This is a genomic window from Ralstonia flaminis, from assembly GCF_958415495.1.
Lineage (GTDB): Bacteria > Pseudomonadota > Gammaproteobacteria > Burkholderiales > Burkholderiaceae > Ralstonia > Ralstonia flaminis.
The window spans coordinates 136,281-154,758 of record NZ_CATZLL010000010.1 but is presented as its reverse complement, the minus strand read 5'-3'; the positions used below and the strand labels follow the sequence as shown (position 1 = coordinate 154,758).

Sequence of the window (18,478 nt, the reverse complement as noted above, 5' to 3'; positions counted from 1 at the left end):
CTTAGCGAACGGCGGCGCTGATTGCGCGGGCCAGCCGCCATACGTTGGGAACGCGGGCCACGGCAGTCGGTCCGACATCTTCCACCTCCGCTGCCGGCGCGCGGCTCAAGAGATCGTTGAGGGTGGTCTGCCGACCAGCCTTCTCGTGCGGATGCGGGGTGGGCGGCGGCAACTCCATCGCCTGATCGCGCGTCGCGGCCGGCAGCCGGGGGAACGGGTCGACGCCGGTGAATTGTGCGAGTTTGGCGATGCTGACCACCGCATATTTCGGCGTGGCATCGTTGGGTGCGATGTAGGCTGCTGCGCCGACGCCCGGGACGTAGATCGCTTTCCACAGATAGTCGGGTACCCGTACATGTTCGTTGAGGTAACGGGCCTTGCCGTCCGTGAATGCTGGGCCGGTCACCACGTAGGCTTCGCCGGTCTGCCGTACCAGGCGGCGGGTCGACGTCTCCAGGTGGCTCCACATGCGGCGGTTGCTGACCGAGTTCTGCGGGACGACGTTGGCCAAGCTGAAACTTTCCTGTTGCGATGCCAGGTCGCCGAAGTCCCCGCTTGGCGACATGTGGCCACGGTCAATCTGGACGTGCGAGCTACCGTGGTAGTCCTGCAGGGTGGCGCGGGCGGTTGCCGGCAAAGACGTCTCTTCGAAGAAATCGCTTTCGCGCGGCAGCTCACGCGCCTGGTTCACCGCCTGCGCGGTCAGGTGTTCGGCTGACCACAGCGGTGTCCGGGTCGCCGAGGACACGAGCACCGCGTAGGCGCGGTAGCAGAGCAGGTGGCTGGCGCCAGCGTGCTTGCTGGACAGCACCTTCGGTTGCGCGCCGTCCGCGACCGATGCGCCGCAGTGATCGGGAGAGGCGCCGGCGACCTGGAGGAATGCAGAGAGGGCAACGAAGAGCAGGGTTTTTTTGAGCACGGCAGTTGGGATCCGGGTTGACCTAGATCCATCGTGCCTTGTAACGGGCAATGTCAAGTACCCGAAAGCGAGAGCTTCTGCGGGCCGATTTGCGTGAAGGGTTTGGGAGTGCTGGGCACGGAACGAGATCCGGCCGGCCAAAGCATGGCCGTTACCGCACGGTCATCTACCGCGCGTCGACGCCATCGTCAGTTGGAAGGTCAGCGCCTCGCCGATCGCGCGATCATGGTGGCGAGGGGCGCTAGTCGAGCTGAGGCTCCAGGGCATCCACCGCACGCGCGACGAATACGTCCATGCGCGCGAAGGCATTTTCTTCGCCTTCAACCAGTTCGGCGTCGAACGCGTCGAGTGGTTCGAAGCGGATCCAGGGACGGCCATCGACGTAGATGACCTTGGCCAATCGCACGAGCTTGCGATACCGGCCGGCGTCTTCAAGGACGGTGGCCATTGGTACTTCCGCGGCGGCGGGGGAAGCGGGCCTGCTGAGCTGGGCGGCCATTGCCGCGAATATCGGTCCGCGGGTTTCCCAATCCATGGCATTGCGGGCGATCGCGTCCAGCAGCATTGGGATGTCCACCGGCGTCAATTGGCGACGCGCGATCGAGGCCAGCTCGTGTTGATCGGTTGGGCGATACTCGACGCGTCGGTTCCAGATCAAAGCCAGCTCGTCGTAGGCCGCTTCTTTGGAGGTTCCGATTTGCACGGGCGGCGTGCCAATGCCGCACTGTGTACACACAATGACGGCCTCCTTTCGGCCAGCGAAGAACCTGGCCCGTCCGCCGCAGTGACCACAGCCGATCAGATCGTCAAACATACCGTTGGGTCTCGATGATTGGATTTTAAGTCCGGATTATGCCTGTCGCCGAGTTTGTTGAACCACCACTGCAGACGGGTTTATGTTGCAGCGGCTCCAAAATATGCGTGAGACGTCGCCAAAATCCTGATGGCGGCGCTTTCCATGAAGCCTTGGATGATGGCTTCAGCCTCGGCGCGGGCGCGGCCGAACGCCCAGAACTCGTGCAGCCAGTGGCCTCCTGGGCTGTCTGGCCCCTGCTGGAGGCCGATGGACAGGGCGCCGCGCACGGCGATGATCGTTTCAGGGTGGGGAAATTCGGAGGAGAGATCTGCTGGGGGCATGTACTACGTTATTTGGTAAAGGCCAACTTCCTCACTGCGCTTTTGAGGAATGGCTGGAGATAATGCGGAGAATAGCTGGGCGGCACCAGAATGTATGTTCATTGTGCGTGCCGATTGTTGCTGTTGTGCGGGATCAAGTCAGCGAGGCGACGTGGACGGCGCCGCGGGTTTGAGCAACTGGTCGAGCATCCGGCAGCGAAGCTCGCAGGCTGCTTTGCCCCAGGCGCTACCGCTCTACCTGTGGCGTTCGGCGAAGGGAAGGCCGGTCGTCGGGCTGCGACCACTGAAGATGCTGCGGAGGTTGACGTGCTCACGCATGGCCGCCGCCGCCCACCGGGGCGCTGGCATGTGGCTGGCCGGGAAGGCTGGGCCACATGCTGCTATCCGCTCCGGAAATGTTCGTGTGCCAGTTGGCGAGTGCCGCAGCGGTCGTGATCGTGTGATGCAGCGCCTTGTCAACGTTGCCGGCCTGCAGGTACATCATGGAGCGGGTTTCGAGGTGGCCAACGAGAAAGACCCAGTCCGCTGGCGACTTGTCGGCGTCCTTGGCAGTTCCCCAACGCTGGCGCTGGTGGGCGGCTTCTTGCACGACCCCGCGGGCAAAGTCATGCAGCTCGGGGCTGTTGAGCAGTTGCTCTGCATTCAGTGCCCGGGCTCGCCAGTGGTCGAGCTCTGCGATCTGAGGGCGCGTGATGTCGAGAGAATGGCGCAGTGCATGCCAAACATGCGAATCCAGAGATCCCCGCTTGTGCGCGTAGACCGACTGGGCGAGCACCTTGCGATCCGAAGTGCAGCGGCGCAGTGTCACCCAGGTGGAGCCGTCGTCATCGGCCACACTGATTTCCCAGCCGGGAGGTAGCCATGGCGCGGCATTGTTGGATTTCTGGCATGCCCGGCAGGGAACCTTGCCTTTGTACACCGTCAGCTCGCTACCGAAGCCGTGGCAACTCGCACATGGCGCCTCGGGCATTGCCGTTGCCGCCGGCGTGGTGGTCGATTCCCCTTGTGGCCAGCCAAGAGCCTTCTGAGCCCGGTCAAAGGCGGGGCGGACGGTATCCGGAATGCCGTCTTCCTGGCCCGCCCACCATTGCACTGAAAGAACGAGGTCGGCAAGCAGCGTCATGGCTTCGTGTTGAGTTGTTGCCGGGGAAGCGTTCTCATTCGTCTGCTGCATCGTTGACCTCCGTCGTCGTTGCTGTGCTGTGTGGAGCGGCCTTGCCATTGCCTCGTTGGTAGCCTGGACACCCACCGCCCGAATAGTCGAAGCCGGAGCAACCATCGGTTGCGTGTGGGCACAGCGCGGCGCCGCATTCCTTGCTCATCGGGAGTACCTTGTGGCCCCTTGCCTTGTCGATCGTCAGCTTGGTGCGCGCCTCGGCTGGCGTGAGCGAGCGCCCGGTGGCATCACGGAAGAGGCCAATGTAGTCGTCCGGGTACGTGCTGCTCCGCACGAAGCCCTCGATGTCCAGGTGTATATGGAACCCCCACATCAGCGTGGGCCCTCGTCTGCGTCAATCGACGCAGCACCGGGCGTATCGCGCAAAACTGTGTGGCCATCGGCGTCAGCGTTGGCCGTGCCGACTCCGTCAGCGCACAATCGCAGCTCCTGGGGTCCTGGGTAGAACTCGACCACGTCGTAGCCATGCTCCTTCCAGTCGTCGGCGATCGCCTTGCTGTCGGTGATGGGCACGCACACAGCGGGATGCGTCGTTTTCCAGATCGCGGGCCGTGACGTGTCCGGCCGGCCCTTGTCGGCCAGCTCGTCATCCACCGCCGTTGGCCCCAGCCACTGAGAGCCCTCGCCGGGGCACTCGACGTCCCAGGCGAGCAGTCCGTCCTTGTAGGGCACAACGGCGACCTCTGCGTCGTGACCACCGAAGAACTGCTGCAGGCTCTCGGCCTGGCGGAGGGTGATGAGCAGCATGGGGCGCCGCGCCGGTGTAATGCCCGCAGTTTGATGATCGCGGATTCGCTGCAGCACAGCGCGGGTGCGGGGTCCGCAATGGCCTTCGTCGAGACACCAGTCGATCTCGGCAGCCAGCGCGGCATTGTCAACCTCCAGCGTCGCCGGAACGACAGGGGCGCCACTCAACGCCGGTGGCCACGGCTCCGGCATTAGGTGCGTGACGTTGCGTGCCGGCTCGGTACCGGGCTCGCCGTTGCGGTCCGGATCAAGCTCGTAGAAGTCGGTGGCCTTCAAGGTATGGAACCGCTGGCCACCGTACAAGGGGTACACCTCGACTTCACAGCCACGGCCTCGGAAATGCTTCGCGGTGTCGTCTGCTTCACTGCGCGTGCGTACCAGCAATACTTTGTATCCGCTCACAGCCACGTCGAACGCCCTCGGCTCGCCCTGCTGTAGGTCGGAGTGGTGGGGGCAATCATCGTTCGTGCACTGAAACTCCTCGCCCATCTCGGCCAGTGCGCTTTCGATCGTCGGATATGCCGCTGTGTCCCAGCAGCCCGGGTAGTGGATCGCCGCCGCCAGACTACTGCCCAGGACTTTGCGGACGGCGGCCAATGCTCCGTTCCAGCCTTCGTTGTGGTGCTCGGTTGCAAGATAGGCTTCCGTGCCGCTCCTATGCGGGTTGTGATGTTTTTCGCTCAGCATTGCGCTTGTTCGCTGTGGTTTTCTTGAGGTCCGGCCGAACGGCTGGTCCCCATTCTGAAATGGGCTGTCAGGAGGCAAGGCACCGCAACCGTCCTCATGGACAAACAGCTCGTGAACGCCGCGCAGCGCGTCCATGACGCCTTTCGCATGCGCATCGGACAAGGCGATGGCGCCAGCTGGCGCCTCTTCCTCGGCTGCGCGCCTCTCGCGGTCCACAAGGTCCAGCATGGACAGGCGACGTATCACATCGTGGCCGTCAATCTGGCCGACGACCCTGATGGCGGCCAACATGTTGCGAAGGGTGGAGGGTTCACCGGCACCGGCACAGTCCGCGGGAACTGCTGCCGCGGGTGGCATGCTGGCTTGCGGGGCGTCGGCACGCCGCCATTTGTCGAACTCTCGAAGGAAGACCGTGTCGGCGAGCAGGCCAGCGATTGCGTTGGCAATCAGCCCGCGTTCCCGTGGAGTCGGGACATGGGACCCCAGCGTGCCGTGTAGCTGGTATCCGGACACAAACTGGTCGACCACCGCTTGCACCGGCGCGTACGCTGGTTCCTGTCGGTCAGCATCATCTACGGCGGTCACCGCATTCAGCGCGGAGTGGTAGCCGCAACGAAAGCCTGGCACAACGAGTGCGCCATCTGGCACGCATTCGACGCAAGCATGATCGAGGGTGCGGTCTCTGCTGAGCAGAATCCATTTCGCCATGGTGAGCGTGGCGTTCGCGCGGGCGCGGCCATCGGGACCGCATGCGACTGCAGGGCTGGAGGATGCGGAGGTGTTCATCGTCAATTGTGTGCGAGGCGGCTGGCCTCGGGTGGCAATGGATTCAGATCAGCGTAGCCAGCCCAGTACAAAGTCAAGGGATGGCACCAGCCGCTCGGTGGTCATGCCGTCGCGAGTTGCGCGTCAAGCGTGTCGAGTGCCGGAACAGGCAAACGTGGCGAGCCAGTGGTCGGCCCAGCGCGAGGGCGTTCGGTCGACGCGTCGAAGGCCGCCGATTTGTCGCGCGTCAGAAGCTCCCCCAAACGAGAGGGAAGTTCTGCCAACACGAACGCGCATAGGTTCGTGTCTTGATCATCCAATGCACTGGCCGCGCGGCGCCGACCGTCGGTGCCGGCGTTCGAGCGCCGGCAATGTCGATCCCCAGCGCCAGCCATCCGAGCCAGTAGCGGCTGCGCTTCGGAGGGAACCGGTGCGGCGCGATCCTGCACCACCTGGAGCACCCGCAGAAGGTCTGACGCTTGCTCACGTGCGCGTTCCAAGTCAGTGAGGTAGGCCCGCAGGTGGGCAATTTCAGCGTCGAATTCCTTCAATTCCTGGTAGCGGATCTGACTGAGATACGCCGTAAGCGCGTATTGGAGGATCGACAGCGACTCACGGGTTTGCTTGCGGGGAAACACCGCAAGGAATTTGCGCCCGCGGTGGAATTCCGCGATGACGTCGGAGGTCATGAATGCGGGGAGCCTGACCTGAAGCGAACGAACAACCGACCGAGAGACGGCCGGCACCAATATGCCGACCTGCGCGGCGAGATAGGCCGTGCGAATACGCTGCGCAGCACAGAGCTGTGAGTGCACCCGGTCGGCACGACGGCTCAGTGCCGACAGCGCCTTGGCCAGCGTGCTTTGCGCTGCGTCGATCAATTGCTCTGCCATTCCATCCTCCGATGTCGTGTACGCCCGGGAGTCAGTCGTTCAGGCCACCTGCAGGTCGCCGGCGGCCAGCGCTGGCACGCGTGTCACCATGAAGCGGCGCACCGCGCGCAACCCCTGAGCCGAGTAGAAGGCCTCATTGGCCACGGATATCGGAAGCGCAATTACGTAGCAGGGATTGCCGTTGGCAAACTGGATCTGGGTCGACCCGTTGGGCAGCGCCACGTTGTGCTCGCGCCCACGCAAAAAGACGACTGCCACGGTGGGTTTGCCGGGCTCCTGAAACAGTGCATAGGTGGGTTGAGTCGCCAGCACATCGGCCGGCAGGCCCGGCTCCTCGGGATCGCCTGGGAGGAAAACGCGCCGCTCGTCGGACCAGACGTAGATGCGAAGCGCGCCGGCGTGGCGCATGCCGTCGGGTGCCGCGCCGTTCCACCAATCGCATAGAACGCGCACGGCCGGGTCAGCCTCGTAGTCGCTGCCACGACTGGGCATCTCGCCGCCGGCGGCTGTGAGTGCCTTCACCAGTGCGTCATAGTCACCCGTGACCGTCTGGTTGTCGCAGGCCTGCTCGAGGTCAGCGCGCCGGCGCTTCTTGGCCAGTGAGACCGGAATGCCGTGGAAATCAGCCAGGCTCGTCAGGTTGATGCGCTCGACGATGGGCCGATCTGCATTCCAGATGCCGGACAGCCATTCGTCCGTGCGATACAGCAAAACGAATTTTTGGCCTGCATCCGTTTGCGGAGTGGCCGCGAGCGCCTGTTCGAGGTCGCTTGCCGCAATCTCTGACTCCTTGAACCAGCCCAGGAACGCATCGTCGGGCTGCATGAGCATCAAGAGATCCAGGATCAGCCCTACCTCTTCCGGGTCGCAATAGAGCGACGCAAAACGAAGAGCATTGCTTTCGAGGTTGGGCGAGCGCATGACGACCCCGTACACGCTCTTGTCGTCCCGCTCGCTCAGCACCAGCACCGGCCAGTTCGAGAGGCTGTCCTTGGCAGTCAGGCCCCACTTGACCGGCCAGCTGTCCTTGAGCACGTCGTGCTCTGCAAGGTGCAATTCGGCGGACCGGAAAGGCGATTGGGCCAGCAGCTCGCGCACGATGTCGTCGGGCTCGGCAGCGAACGTGCCGGTAATCGGAACCGGGCGCGCCAATGCATAGTGGACCGTCGCGCTTTTGACATCGCTGTCGTTCGGAACAACGGCCACGTAACGGAACAGGCGTGCGGTGCCGGTCACCCTGTCATGCTGGTCAAACAGCCAATCACGAATTGCCAAGCATTGCGTGTCTTGCATGGGGGGTTCCTTGTTGACGATGTTACCGGTCATCGCCGGCGACTTGAGTGAGCTGAGCGGGGCGCCTGGTTGCATGCGTGCGCCATCGGCAGAGCGGTTCAGTGGAGTCTTCATCACCGGTCTCGATGTGTCGGCGGGAGGCGGGTGTCCGCTACGGGGTGTTTGTTCGGGTTCCATTCGACCAACCGGATACCGTTGGTCGCGTAGTACTCGCGCTTTTCCTGCATCCGCCGGTCGTACTCGCGGTTGCCGGTCATGCCGAGCACTTCGATAACGGTGCGCTGGTCGACATCCTTTAACTCGAAGTCCGGGTGGACTGCGGCGGCGCCCACATGGCGCAGTGGCTTCTCGAACCTGCGCTGCAGGCGAATCAGGTGGTCGGCCATGACTGCCTCGTGCGACGAGTCGCATGGCAGGAAGGACGAGTTGGTCAACATGGCTGCCATGTCGGCGACGTGCAAGTAGCCATTGGCGGTCTTCTCGACGGCCAGGACCGCCACGCTCCGCAAATCCTTGCGGCCGAGACCGGCCAGCGCAGTCGCGTAGGAGCGTGAGACCTTCTGAAACAGCGCATTGGACATGAAATACCGCTGGTGGCTTTGGCGCAGCACCAGCATGCCGCCGTGAGCGCTCGGTTTGAACTCGCCGACCTCGCCGATGATCAGCCCCCGGTGCGTCGTGGTGCCAGCAGTGGTCAGCCGCGCGACGAATGCATCGAACTCGGCAAGGATCTCGGCCTTATGTTCCGGGTCCCACCTGCGCATGATGTGCAGCACATCGGCTGCCGGGCGGCCGTTGATTTTCGCGTCGGCGAACTCGGCACTGAGCATGGACCAGCATGCATTCCAACCGCGGTATCCCTGATCGGCCCACGCGTGCAATCCAGCCGCCTCCCAGGCGTATTCGAGAAATGCGAGGAGAGGTGCCGATCGGCGATGCGCTCGCGGCGCACTGGAGGCCTGGGGTGATCGCGGGCCAGGCTGGCCGGTGCCGGGCTGTGTAACCTCCAAGGACAGATCAAGCTGAATGAGGTGCTTGCCGTTCCGGGTTTGGAATGGGCCCTTGGTTCTTGCCGTCGCCGTGGCGTGGCCTTTGCGTTCCTGAAACGGGCACCCCTGACGATGCTTGTAGTTGGCATCTGGCCAGCGCGCCAGGATGAACGCCGACCGGAGGCGCCGGATGACGAGCTTCGGCCGAGGGGCATGCTCTGTGCAGCCGCACTCGGCGAACCCTTGAATTCGCTTGGCGCGCTCGAGCTGGGTTGTGTAGCGGCCCGGGTTCTCCAGCACCTCAGCAAGGTCGAAGTCGGACGGGCCGATCCGGATCTTGATCATGGTGTGCCCCTTTACACCCCGGCATCCCGGAACATTCTGTGCATGTCAACTTGGATGGCAGTGATGTCCAGGTTGCGCTTGGCGCGCGTGAGTGCGACATAGAGGAGGCGCTTCTCTTCCGTGTCCATCGTGTACTTGCCGTCGTCGTCCGTCTTGAACCTGAAGTCGCCGGCAATGCGGACCGAGTCGTACTCAAGGCCCTTGACCTGATGGATGGTCGAGACCACGTAATCGGCTTCGGACTCTGGGCTGACAGTGCTAAGCAGCTGGCGGACGTAGGGGATGCCTTCATCGTCGATCAGCTTGACGAACGGCTTCAGGTCTCGCCCGGCAAACGAGTCGGCGTAGTCCTGCACCTCCGACCAGTTGGCGAACAGGGATAGCGCGGTCGGATAGTCGGTCCGCTGGCCGCACATCAGCCGTTCGGCGCCGTCCAGGAAGGCCATGATGTCGCGGATATTGGCGCGGATCGCGACCTTTTCGCCGCGTTGGAGACCATCGGCGACATAGGACAGCACCGTTGCATTCTTGCGGCAAAGCACGGCGTTGACCTTCAGCTCGCTCGGCGAGATGTCCTTGTGGATACGCGATGCAATGCTGGCCTGGCCCCTGACGGGCACTTCCTCGTCCATCGTGCGCAGGATGCGGGTCGCCAGCGCAGCGATCGGCTCGCCAAAGCGGAAGGACAGCGTCAGCGCACGCTTCTGCGCCTTGATGTGGTCCATCGCGTTGACGGCACCGCGCCACTCGTAGATCTGTTGGTACGGGTCGCCGACATAGATCACCTGGGCCGATTGGCGTCGAAGCACCGAAAGCATCAGGCCGTTTGCGTCTTGCGACTCATCGAATAGGATGTAGTCGGCAGGGATGGTCGGCCGGCTCAACTGCCACAGCTTGACGTACACGTCGTGGGAGATAGCGCCCGGGGATTGGGGGTTTTGTGATTCCTCCCAGAGCTTGACGACCGAAGGCAGCAGCGCATGGCGTAGCGCTTCAGCCGCTTGCTCGGTGATCAGCGGATCGACCGGGATGTGCCAATCGAGCGGCGTCGGCTTGGCAGAGCCACAGAACCTGGCCAAGCCGTCTCGCACCATCCGGCCAAGCTTGGCGGAGGTCAGTTCAAGGTTCTTCCCGATCGTTGTCGGGACCTTGATAGGCTGTAGGCCGAATCGCTCTGCGAGGAGGTAGTTGGGCTCCAACGGATTACGGAGCTTCCGGGTGATGTCGGCCGATACGGATCTGTATGCCTGGGAGTTGACCGTTCCGCACCGCACGGACAAAGGGAACTTGCGCTTGGCCTCCTCCGCAATGAGGCGATTGAAGGCCAAATAGACACCACGAGCCCGCCCTTTGGCGGTCGAGACGAGGCCTAGGGTGGAGGTCTTGCCGGCGCCCGCACGAGCGTCAACCTTCAACGGTTCGCCATCCAAGGACGCATCAACGACAGCGGTTTGCTCTTCGGTAGGCTGCATGTCAGGCGAGGGTCAGTTGTGTGTCAACGAGAGACGCGCGAAACGCCGCATCCCTCTCCCGGATCGCCGCACGGCGGCGCTCGCCCTCGCCGGTTTGCTGCTCAACTACATAGATGAAGTTGTTGGGAGTGGTGGGGCCACGCCATGCTCGCCACGCTTCCTGGATGTGGGCACGAACGGCCGCCGGTTGGGCGAAGTACATGCTGCGACCTTTGCGCCAGTGTTTGGCCTGGAGCGCGCGCATACGCAGCTCCAGACTGTCGGAACGACGCTGGCGCAGGGCGATTTCGTCAGCGACGGTGCGTTGTGACTCGGCTATGTGCTCGGGAAACAGGGGATAGCGCGCACGCTCGCGGGCCTGCTTGCGAGCGAAAGCGGCCTCGCGGCGCGAGGTAAAATCGATCGGGTAGTAACGGAGATAACGTGTGAAGCGCATGTCGGAAAACCATCGGGATATGGTTCCAAGTTACCGGCATGGCTGCGAAGTCAATGGCGCCGGTTGAGCGAACTGGCCGGTACGATTTTGGGGCGGGCAACGACGATCGAATCAAGCAAAAGCTCGATATTCGCGTGGGCTTTCGCCGCATTCCCACACCACAGCACACGACATGCGAGAAGTTGAAATAGGCGGCCGCCCAAAGGCCGAACCCTGCTCCCAGTTTGGGGAGGCTGAAGACCAGGCACTGGCCAGCATTGAGGCGCAGGCCTTCGCGCGCATGCTGGATCGCGTCTTCTGGTTCCCGGAGCCGCATGTGCTGCGGTTCGAGGCGCGCGTGCATTCGGATTCGCAAGGCATACACCACACTGTGGTGGGGGTTGTTGGGCACGGCGGCGAAGCGTGGTTCAGCGAGGACCTCATTCCAGCTCGTTGGGACTATGTGGCGTTCAAGGAGATTGGCTGGAGCGTCTCCAAGCTACTACGCAACAAGCTCATCGCTGACGGCGTGCTTCGTGAGGACGCACCGGGCCTGCTGGCGGGGTTGATGCCAGACTTCTCAGGGATGCAAGAACCAGAGGAGAAGGACCACTATCGCTGGGCCGTCGTCAATCGCTTGCGGAGCGCTGCAATGACGCGGCCGATGCCAGGAAGGTGGTAGCGGGCTGGGCGCGCGTGCGCGCAGCTGCTGGAAAATGCAGAGCAACTGCGATATTCTGAAACGGTTTGCCGCGTCTACGACGCATCGATTTTGACCGCCATCTGGGCGGCCTACATCTTGTTTCCCCCACAGCTGTAGGGTCCGGTTTCATCTCCGACACTGCACGTGTCGGCCTATCGTTCGCATTCTGCGGCCGGTCTTTCCCTTGAACACCTGAGCGAACTTCGCTACGTCGCGGTGTGCCTACGCACGCCGATTCGTTAGCGCTGGTCGGTCAGGTCGTTCCATCTTCTTCCCCGCTGGGAGCCGTCCCAGCAGGGACGTCTCTCGTCCATTTTCTGGAGACGTTCCATGTTCAACGCCGTTATTCAGCGTTTCAAAGAAGCACAGCTCAAAGCCTTCGAAAGCTACCTGGTGGTGGCTCGTTTCGAACAGGAGGCCTTGCCAATCCTCGATCCATCGTTGCGTGCAACGCGGATCAGGAAAGAAGCTGAGGTAACACACGAGTTCGAGCTGTTCTGTGTGCGAATTGCACGTGCTGTTGTGGAGACTGTGCGCAGCAATGCTTCGACTAGTGTGGCATCGACTATCGATGTGGAATCGGAACTCCGGGTCGCTGAAGCCGACATCAAAGCCGCTCTGGCTATTGGCGCGGTCCCCGACATGGATGCCTTTTGCGCATCGCTGAACCAGCGCTTCAATGTGCGAGTTGGGGCTCTGCAATGAGCAGGGCAGCACAACGCCGGCACCTGGAGACCGCCGACGAACACCAAAAGGCCTTGGTCGATTTGATCAAGGCCTTCGGGTACCGTCACCGCGCAAGCGATGTGTTCTCCGACTTCGTTGAGATGTCCGCACTGAGCCTCAGCAATGCGGTCGATCTCGCTCAGCGAGACGGCCGAGAGGCTCGGTACATGGAGATCGTCAAGAAGTACACCAAAGAAGAAGTGGACCAGTTCCCGAAGATGCTTGGCCACCTCGTGCTCACTTACGAGCGCCGGATGACTGATGTCCTTCCCGGGTCGCCGGCGCCGGTCAGAGTCGCCGGTGGCTTTGGCGATGTGCTTGGTCACACCTACATGCTGCTTGAGCTGGGCAACGATAGGGCGGGGCAGTTTTTCACGCCCTATTCGGTATCCAGCATGATGGCTGCGATGCAGGTCAATGACCATGATCCGGACGTCGCGGAACATGGCTTCATCACCGTGATGGAGCCAACCTGCGGCGCTGGTGGCATGGTGATCGCAATGGCGGAGGCTATGCATCAGGCGGGCCACAACTACCAGACGGCCATGCATGCAACGTGCATCGATATCGATCCACGGTGCGTACACATGACGTATGTGCAGCTGGCCTTGCTCCATATCCCTGCGGTTGTCATCCTTGGCAACTCATTGATGCTTGAGGAGCGCGAGGTTTGGTACACACCAGCGCACGTGCTTGGCGGGTGGAACCGGAAACTGGCTGCGCGTGAGCGTAGCCAGGAAACCTCCCCGCCCGTTGATTCCGAACGCAATTTCGTGCCCGCAGAAATGGGTACGGTCCTGTCGATTCTGGAGGCGATTGAACCGCCGCAAGCGCCGGCCATCATTGAAGCGGTGCCGCAACAGCACGCTGAAATTGCCCGGCAACGTGAGCAATTGTCGTTGTTCTAGGTTGGCCACTGGCCGGCCTCGCGCAAGAGCGGGTCCCCATCTGCGGAGGGGGATCCGCTGTCTGGCACCGCAGACGTGTTTCCGGTATTCTCAAAGCTCACTCCGCGTCTTTGACGCATCGATCTCCTGATCGCAGGACGCGCAGCGTCTCGCGGTTGTCCGAGGGCCAGCGGTTCGGTGGCCCTCGCTTTCATTTTCCATCCCATCGGGAACCTGTTCCCGGTGCGGCAACGGGTTCCCCTTTTCCATCCCTGGAGAACCCACAAATGCAAGAAAACCAACAGAGCGTCACCGTCAAACTCGGCCAAATCCGGCCGGGCAAGAACCCCCGGAAGTACTTCGATCCCGCGAAAATGGCGGAGATCACGGAGTCCATCCGTGAGGATGGCGTAATTCAACCTGTACTGGTGCGCCCTCTTGAGGACGGCACCTACGAACTGGTCGCTGGCGAGCGCCGGTACCGTGGGGCGAAAGCTGCCTGCGGTGACGATTACGACATGCCCGTTGTCATCCGTGAGATGACGGAAGGGGAAGCGCGCCGGCTGGCGCTCATCGAGAACGTTCAGCGCGCCGACATGGCGCCGTCTGAAGAAGCCGTTGCGGCCGCGGACATCGTTGGGGACCTGAAAGGTGACCGCGATGAAGCTGCCCGCCAACTCGGCTGGCCGCGATCGACCCTCGACCGCCGGCTGGCGCTAATGAACTGCAGTCCTGCGGTGCTGGACGCGCTGAACACGCGTTCCATCCAGCTTGGGCATGCCGAGCTGCTTGCGACCCTGACGAAGGAAAAGCAGGACCTGTTCTTGCCGATCATTCTGCAAGAGAAAAAGACGGTGGCGGACCTCAAGAAGGCCATCGAACAAGCTGCCTGCAACCTGAAGGACGCGATCTTCGACAAGAGCGAGTGTGCGACATGCGCGCACAACTCGGAATTGCAGTCGGTGATGTTTTCCGAGGCGATTTCCTCCGGTAGCTGTACCAACCCGACCTGCTACAAGGGCAAGACCGAGACGCAGCTGGAAGGTATCTCGTACGGCCTGAAGGACGAATACCCGGTTATCCGTATCGTCCGCGCTGGCGACAACCACACGCGCGTGCAATTGCAGGTGGAGGGACCGACGGGAGTCGGTGCCGAACAGGCGAAAGCATGTCACGGCTGCCAGAATTTCGGCGCCGCGGTGAGTGGTCTGCCGGACAGCCTGGGCAAGGTCTTCCGTGGTCAGTGTTTTGATCCGTCCTGCAATGCCAAGAAGGTTGCAGCGAGGATCAAGGCCGAGCGCGCTGAAGCGCCGTCTACTGTTAAGGGCCCCAAAGCCGCGCCGGCCAAGGAGGGCGCGGACAAGGGCGGAAAGGCCGAACACGCGGCCACGTCGATTGCCGAGTCGGACAAGGTGAAGACCTACCGACAAGGGGTGTGGCGCAAGGCGCTACGCCGGGAGGTGGCGGCCAACGAAGCAACGGCCAACCACTATCTCCTCGCACTTTCGCTGTCCGGTCATGCACGCACCATCACCAGCGACAAGATGGGGACGCTCTTTGAACGGATCGCGGACGAGACCAGCTCTCCCACCGATCTCTCGAAGAACCTTATCTCTGTGGCCGGCCTGGCTACTGACAAGCGGCTCAATCTGACGATCTCGCTCGCGCTTGCCGCGATCGAAGGAATCGATGTGCCTGTCTTGACGTCGCTCTGCAAGTACCACGCGCTCGACCTGACCAAGCACTGGAACCTTCAGAAATCCAAGGATTTTCTGGAACTCCTGACCAAATCGGAGTTGAAGGCTCTCGCCGACGAGCTGGGCATGCGCAACGCGCTCGGCGATCGCTTTTCCAAGCTGTTCAACCAATCGAAGCTCGAAGTCATTGAGGCCCTCCTCAAGGTAGACGGGTTTGACTACACGGGCAAGGTGCCCAAGGTCTTGAAGTTCCGACCACGCCTCGCTTCCCCATCCCATTCATTTTCAAGGAAATCCCTATGTTTCAAGAACTGGTGCCGCTCGTGAAGGCGAGCGACAAGGTTGTTATCACCCTTTCAATGCAGGGTGACGAGATGACCGTGGTCGTCGCGCCGACCGTCAGCAAGCCGGACGACGCAGCCCTGGTTGCGCCGATTGCTCTGACGGCCACGCCGGCGGAGTTGGATGCTGAGTTTGCCAATGCGATCGGTGGTGTGACGCAGGCCCGCCAGGGTCTCGCCGAACAGGTCGAGTCCACGAAGGCGGTGATTCAAGCGGCTACCGCTGCTCAGTCGAACAAGGCGACCAAGGCCCTCGCGACATCCAATCGCGCCAATCCGAAGTTGCCGGCGCCCAAGTCGAAAGGCATGGACGACGACGATGACGATGGTGTGGTCGATGTTGAGGTCACTGAAACGACGTCCGGTAGCACGAGTTCGTCAGCTAAAGATGCGCAAGGCGACAAAAAATCGTCTGGCACCTCCCTCGCTGATCTGCTCGGTTAAGGAGAAGCCATGGCTATCACCATCAACACGGTCAAGCGCGAGTTTTCCTACAACGGCATGACGCTTGCCGATCCGGGAACGCAGTTCACTCCGGACCAAGTGCGCGACATGTACACCGCCCAGTATCCCGAACTCACCACGGCAGCCGTGGAGGGTCCGGAGTACAAGGGGGAAAACGCTGTGTACAAGTTCGTGCGTGCCGCGGGCGCAAAGGGCAACCATGCGTAAGCGCGATCTGATGAATGCGTTGGCCGATCCGGTCAGCATCAATGGAACTGAGAAACCGCCCGATAGGGCGGTTTTTCTACATGATGAGGAGGTGGAATCGTGTTGTTCGATTCTTGCCAAGGTTTATCAGGCTTCAGTGAAAGCCTCACCGGCGGGGCGGCATGTCGATTCGATTCCCCTGCCGGACATAGAGCTGCCGATGGTTTTCTAACACTCCCGGCCATTTCACAATGCGTTCCAGCGATTGCACGCCTTCGGCATACCGACGAGGGAGACCTTACCGGTCTGATACGGGCGCATTTCGAGGCTGGTCCGCTCTCGCCGCGCGACGCTCGCTCCAGCGGCAATGCTGGTGACATGTTCGCAGAGGCGATGTTCGCGTGGCTGCGGCGACGCACACCGACGTGCAAGCGGCTTCTGTTTGGGTTCGCTTTGCTCGACCAGGCGGCAGCACGCGATCAGGTCGATCAGTTTGGATGGGAGACGGACCTCTCGGCGCCGTTGTACTTGGCGATCGAGTTGCCTCATGAGCAGATCTTCGAGATTGGCGCACGGATGCACCCACTGCAGCGCGCCCACCCCGGGCTCTTGTGCTCTGTGATGGCGCTGATCAACGAAGCGTCCTGCAACTCGCTCTTCTTGCGCACACCGAGTTACTTCCTGGAGATGTTCGCCAGGTGGTGGTGGGATTGGGATGAGGGTGTGTCCGACGAGAACGCGAGGGAGAGTCTTGCTGATCGCCTTGGGGCTGACAGTGAGGACATCGAGCGCTACCTGCCTTCCAATGTTCGTCCGGTCCTGGCGCCGGAAGAAATGTTCCCCGAGCGCGGCAAGCGCAAGGGCCGGAAAGGCCCTCGGCGGTCCGTTCTCAAGAGGTCGGAGGTGCTGGAGCTGGCGCGTTCGTCAAGTCGCTGGATTCAGCGGGTATGCCGCGCGATGCTGCAGCTGGAAGATGCACTGCAGCGCGCCAAGGGCTCGAAGCTCTTCGAACATTCGCAATGGGCCGAACCTGCATATTCGGCCGCTTCCATTGCGGTGTTTTCCGAAGAGTGGATCGGCGAACTGCTGGATGACCATTTCGAATGCATTAGCAATAGCGGAGAGGCGACGATGTACCAGGTGCTGATTCCGCTGGCGAGCGACCCGCAACAGGTGCCCAAGCAGTATGAGGACCTGTCGCGCATGTTCGAGATCGTAAAGGCTCTCGACCAATTACTGACCATCATTTCACGATAGGAGGCCCCATGGCCAAGATCTTGACCGCCAGTCGGTCTCATGACGTGGCCCTGCAAGGGGCCATTTTGCTGTATGGGCCGGCCGAGGGGCAGTTCACATACTCGACGGCACACCGCATCACTCACGAGGCGGGGACTCGAAAGCCTGCAATCGGCCCGGGTGTTCCGCTCAATCGGCGAGCACTCATTCACGCTGTGACCCAGGTTGCTTTGTCAGCGTTGCCGAAGGGCGAGTTCCTGACGCCGAACGTACTGTCCGTGAGCACGCGCGCCGTAACGTGGTGGTGCCCGCCGGCGATTCGCCGGGTGTTCTTTCAATGCAAAGAATTGGGTACGCGCAGTGCGGTAGTGCCGCACCCGGGCTTGGTGTTCCAGGCGGCCAATGACGGGTTCAGCGTGTTTGCCTTGATGGAGGACGTCAGGCCGACGCCGGAATCCATGCTGCACGAGCCGCCGTACTTCAATACGTGGGACGTGGGAAGGATTTGCATCGGCTCTGCGCAGGTTCCGAAGCAGATCGATGTCGCTTCGATTGCCGGTTGGGAAGAAGCCTTCTTCTCGTCGGCCTTCACGCATCCAAACCGCGGCGCCCAACGCGTCAAGTTCGAAAGAGGTGTGTACGCCTTCTGGAAGGAGATGCTCGATGGCAACTTTGCCGAGTACCCGAAGGAAGTGCTCATTCCGTTGAAGAAATCGCTCGGTGATCTCATCGCCGGCAAAGTTGGAGGTTGAAATGCATCCGATGGACATGACGCTGCAAGCGTCTTTCCCGACGATCATGGTGCCGAAATTCGGTAGCCTGACACCATTGTCTGGTAGTGGTGAACGCCTGCTGGTGGGAACCAACGGCGTGTTCCTCGAAGTGGTTCGCCCGTGGCTGCGGGTAGTTCGCAAGATCGCAAGCTACGAAGTCGAAACTGCCGTCCCCTACGGGACTGTCAATGAGGAGACCGAGTTGCCATGCGGTCAACTTCCAGCTGAACTGGTTGGCCAGTTTGGCGAGATGGCGCGTGCGTCGATGCCGAACGAAACCGGTGCTTGGATCGTCTGGAATGGCGTCTCGTGCGAGTTCCGGCTCGTCCCTGTCGCAATCTTGGATCACGGCTCCGGACATCTGCGTTACGACCGGCCGGTGCTGCAGGAAAACGAGCACTTGGTCATGGACTGCCATTCCCATGGCACGTTTGAAGCCTTCTTCTCGGGAACCGACAATCAGGACGACAGGCACGACGTGAAATTTGCGTTCGTGCTGGGCAACTGCGCAAGCATTCGCCCGTCCATGGCGTTAAGGTTGTGCGTCAAGGGCATCTTCGAACGTGTCCACGACATACCGGCCGCCTGGAGGCAGAAGTTCGGCATTCGGGAGGTTGTGTGACCA

General features: G+C 61.8%; 21 protein-coding genes. 10 read left to right on the top strand and 11 right to left on the bottom strand.

Going from position 1 to position 18,478, the window contains the following annotated elements; genetic code table 11:
• Window position 1 precedes the first annotated feature (1 nt).
• The 11 genes from R2N11_RS16565 to R2N11_RS16515 all read right to left on the bottom strand — a co-directional run bounded on the left by R2N11_RS16565 (window position 2) and on the right by R2N11_RS16515 (window position 10,860).
• Window positions 2-919: a DNA/RNA non-specific endonuclease gene (locus R2N11_RS16565; RefSeq protein ID WP_012435660.1), complete on the bottom strand. Its 918-nt coding sequence runs from the start codon at window positions 917-919 to the stop codon at window positions 2-4.
• 241 nt (window positions 920-1,160) lie between these two features.
• Window positions 1,161-1,733 carry a Lar family restriction alleviation protein gene (locus tag R2N11_RS16560; protein WP_021197366.1) on the bottom strand — a complete coding sequence of 191 codons (573 nt, stop codon included), beginning with the start codon at window positions 1,731-1,733 and terminating at the stop codon, window positions 1,161-1,163.
• A gap of 80 nt (window positions 1,734-1,813) precedes the next feature.
• Entirely contained in the window at window positions 1,814-2,056 is a 243-nt protein-coding gene (locus R2N11_RS16555; RefSeq protein ID WP_012435662.1) for a hypothetical protein, read from the bottom strand.
• Window positions 2,057-2,366: 310 nt separating this feature from the next.
• Window positions 2,367-3,230 carry a hypothetical protein gene (locus tag R2N11_RS16550; protein ID WP_012435663.1) on the bottom strand — a complete coding sequence of 288 codons (864 nt, stop codon included), beginning with the start codon at window positions 3,228-3,230 and terminating at the stop codon, window positions 2,367-2,369.
• The gene (locus R2N11_RS16545) at window positions 3,214-3,507 is read right to left on the bottom strand and encodes a hypothetical protein (protein ID WP_225694719.1); all 294 of its coding nucleotides are present in this window, start codon (window positions 3,505-3,507) and stop codon (window positions 3,214-3,216) included. The genes R2N11_RS16550 and R2N11_RS16545 overlap by 17 nt, the downstream gene beginning before the upstream one ends.
• A gap of 38 nt (window positions 3,508-3,545) precedes the next feature.
• Complete coding sequence (locus R2N11_RS16540) at window positions 3,546-5,375, bottom strand: hypothetical protein (protein WP_021197368.1); 1,830 nt, start codon at window positions 5,373-5,375, stop codon at window positions 3,546-3,548.
• Window positions 5,376-5,554: 179 nt separating this feature from the next.
• The gene (locus R2N11_RS16535) at window positions 5,555-6,325 is read right to left on the bottom strand and encodes a hypothetical protein (RefSeq protein WP_012435666.1); all 771 of its coding nucleotides are present in this window, start codon (window positions 6,323-6,325) and stop codon (window positions 5,555-5,557) included.
• 39 nt (window positions 6,326-6,364) lie between these two features.
• Entirely contained in the window at window positions 6,365-7,732 is a 1,368-nt protein-coding gene (locus tag R2N11_RS16530) for a hypothetical protein (RefSeq protein WP_012755744.1), read from the bottom strand.
• The gene (locus tag R2N11_RS16525) at window positions 7,732-8,952 is read right to left on the bottom strand and encodes a DUF1173 family protein (protein ID WP_012435668.1); all 1,221 of its coding nucleotides are present in this window, start codon (window positions 8,950-8,952) and stop codon (window positions 7,732-7,734) included. Before R2N11_RS16525 ends, R2N11_RS16530 begins: the two co-directional genes overlap by 1 nt.
• An 11-nt stretch (window positions 8,953-8,963) precedes the next feature.
• Window positions 8,964-10,424, bottom strand: coding sequence for a 3'-5' exonuclease (locus R2N11_RS16520; RefSeq protein ID WP_012435669.1), 1,461 nt, complete (start codon window positions 10,422-10,424; stop codon window positions 8,964-8,966).
• A 1-nt stretch (window position 10,425) separates the two neighbouring features.
• Entirely contained in the window at window positions 10,426-10,860 is a 435-nt protein-coding gene (locus R2N11_RS16515; protein ID WP_012435670.1) for a hypothetical protein, read from the bottom strand.
• 172 nt (window positions 10,861-11,032) lie between these two features.
• On the opposite strand from R2N11_RS16515, the gene R2N11_RS16510 reads away from it, so the two are divergent.
• From R2N11_RS16510 to R2N11_RS16465, 10 genes are all read left to right on the top strand, one after another.
• On the top strand, window positions 11,033-11,521 hold the full coding sequence (locus R2N11_RS16510; protein ID WP_012435671.1) for a hypothetical protein: 489 nt from the start codon (window positions 11,033-11,035) through the stop codon (window positions 11,519-11,521).
• Between the two features lie 351 nt (window positions 11,522-11,872).
• Window positions 11,873-12,247 carry a hypothetical protein gene (locus R2N11_RS16505; protein ID WP_012435674.1) on the top strand — a complete coding sequence of 125 codons (375 nt, stop codon included), beginning with the start codon at window positions 11,873-11,875 and terminating at the stop codon, window positions 12,245-12,247.
• On the top strand, window positions 12,244-13,176 hold the full coding sequence (locus R2N11_RS16500; RefSeq protein WP_012435675.1) for an N-6 DNA methylase: 933 nt from the start codon (window positions 12,244-12,246) through the stop codon (window positions 13,174-13,176). Before R2N11_RS16505 ends, R2N11_RS16500 begins: the two co-directional genes overlap by 4 nt.
• Before the next feature lie 266 nt (window positions 13,177-13,442).
• On the top strand, window positions 13,443-15,179 hold the full coding sequence (locus R2N11_RS16495) for a PRTRC system ParB family protein (RefSeq protein WP_316681676.1): 1,737 nt from the start codon (window positions 13,443-13,445) through the stop codon (window positions 15,177-15,179).
• A complete protein-coding gene (locus R2N11_RS16490; protein ID WP_012435677.1) occupies window positions 15,152-15,637 on the top strand; it encodes a PRTRC system protein E in 486 nt (161 codons plus the stop codon). The genes R2N11_RS16495 and R2N11_RS16490 overlap by 28 nt, the downstream gene beginning before the upstream one ends.
• 9 nt (window positions 15,638-15,646) lie before the next feature.
• A complete protein-coding gene (locus tag R2N11_RS16485) occupies window positions 15,647-15,865 on the top strand; it encodes a PRTRC system protein C (protein ID WP_012435678.1) in 219 nt (72 codons plus the stop codon).
• Window positions 15,858-16,076 (top strand): hypothetical protein, encoded by a 219-nt coding sequence (locus tag R2N11_RS16480; protein WP_012435679.1) that lies wholly within the window; start codon window positions 15,858-15,860, stop codon window positions 16,074-16,076. The genes R2N11_RS16485 and R2N11_RS16480 overlap by 8 nt, the downstream gene beginning before the upstream one ends.
• Before the next feature lie 11 nt (window positions 16,077-16,087).
• Entirely contained in the window at window positions 16,088-17,101 is a 1,014-nt protein-coding gene (locus R2N11_RS16475) for a PRTRC system protein F (RefSeq protein WP_225694731.1), read from the top strand.
• 8 nt (window positions 17,102-17,109) lie between these two features.
• Window positions 17,110-17,832, top strand: a complete 723-nt coding sequence (locus R2N11_RS16470; protein WP_012435681.1) for a PRTRC system protein B — start codon at window positions 17,110-17,112, stop codon at window positions 17,830-17,832.
• A gap of 1 nt (window position 17,833) precedes the next feature.
• The gene (locus R2N11_RS16465) at window positions 17,834-18,475 is read left to right on the top strand and encodes a PRTRC system protein A (protein ID WP_012435682.1); all 642 of its coding nucleotides are present in this window, start codon (window positions 17,834-17,836) and stop codon (window positions 18,473-18,475) included.
• Window positions 18,476-18,478 lie beyond the last annotated feature (3 nt).

Coding starts and splice junctions, on each gene's coding strand:
- R2N11_RS16470 (WP_012435681.1), top strand. CDS start 17,110: ATGGCCAAGATCTTGACCGCCAGTCGGTCTCATGACGTGGCCCTGCAA.
- R2N11_RS16555 (WP_012435662.1), bottom strand. CDS start 2,056: ATGCCCCCAGCAGATCTCTCCTCCGAATTTCCCCACCCTGAAACGATC.
- R2N11_RS16510 (WP_012435671.1), top strand. CDS start 11,033: ATGCGAGAAGTTGAAATAGGCGGCCGCCCAAAGGCCGAACCCTGCTCC.
- R2N11_RS16505 (WP_012435674.1), top strand. CDS start 11,873: ATGTTCAACGCCGTTATTCAGCGTTTCAAAGAAGCACAGCTCAAAGCC.
- R2N11_RS16560 (WP_021197366.1), bottom strand. CDS start 1,733: ATGTTTGACGATCTGATCGGCTGTGGTCACTGCGGCGGACGGGCCAGG.
- R2N11_RS16530 (WP_012755744.1), bottom strand. CDS start 7,732: ATGAAGACTCCACTGAACCGCTCTGCCGATGGCGCACGCATGCAACCA.
- R2N11_RS16535 (WP_012435666.1), bottom strand. CDS start 6,325: ATGGCAGAGCAATTGATCGACGCAGCGCAAAGCACGCTGGCCAAGGCG.
- R2N11_RS16485 (WP_012435678.1), top strand. CDS start 15,647: ATGGCTATCACCATCAACACGGTCAAGCGCGAGTTTTCCTACAACGGC.
- R2N11_RS16495 (WP_316681676.1), top strand. CDS start 13,443: ATGCAAGAAAACCAACAGAGCGTCACCGTCAAACTCGGCCAAATCCGG.
- R2N11_RS16500 (WP_012435675.1), top strand. CDS start 12,244: ATGAGCAGGGCAGCACAACGCCGGCACCTGGAGACCGCCGACGAACAC.
- R2N11_RS16540 (WP_021197368.1), bottom strand. CDS start 5,375: ATGGCGAAATGGATTCTGCTCAGCAGAGACCGCACCCTCGATCATGCT.
- R2N11_RS16515 (WP_012435670.1), bottom strand. CDS start 10,860: ATGCGCTTCACACGTTATCTCCGTTACTACCCGATCGATTTTACCTCG.
- R2N11_RS16480 (WP_012435679.1), top strand. CDS start 15,858: ATGCGTAAGCGCGATCTGATGAATGCGTTGGCCGATCCGGTCAGCATC.
- R2N11_RS16550 (WP_012435663.1), bottom strand. CDS start 3,230: ATGCAGCAGACGAATGAGAACGCTTCCCCGGCAACAACTCAACACGAA.
- R2N11_RS16525 (WP_012435668.1), bottom strand. CDS start 8,952: ATGATCAAGATCCGGATCGGCCCGTCCGACTTCGACCTTGCTGAGGTG.
- R2N11_RS16490 (WP_012435677.1), top strand. CDS start 15,152: ATGTTTCAAGAACTGGTGCCGCTCGTGAAGGCGAGCGACAAGGTTGTT.
- R2N11_RS16465 (WP_012435682.1), top strand. CDS start 17,834: ATGCATCCGATGGACATGACGCTGCAAGCGTCTTTCCCGACGATCATG.
- R2N11_RS16520 (WP_012435669.1), bottom strand. CDS start 10,424: ATGCAGCCTACCGAAGAGCAAACCGCTGTCGTTGATGCGTCCTTGGAT.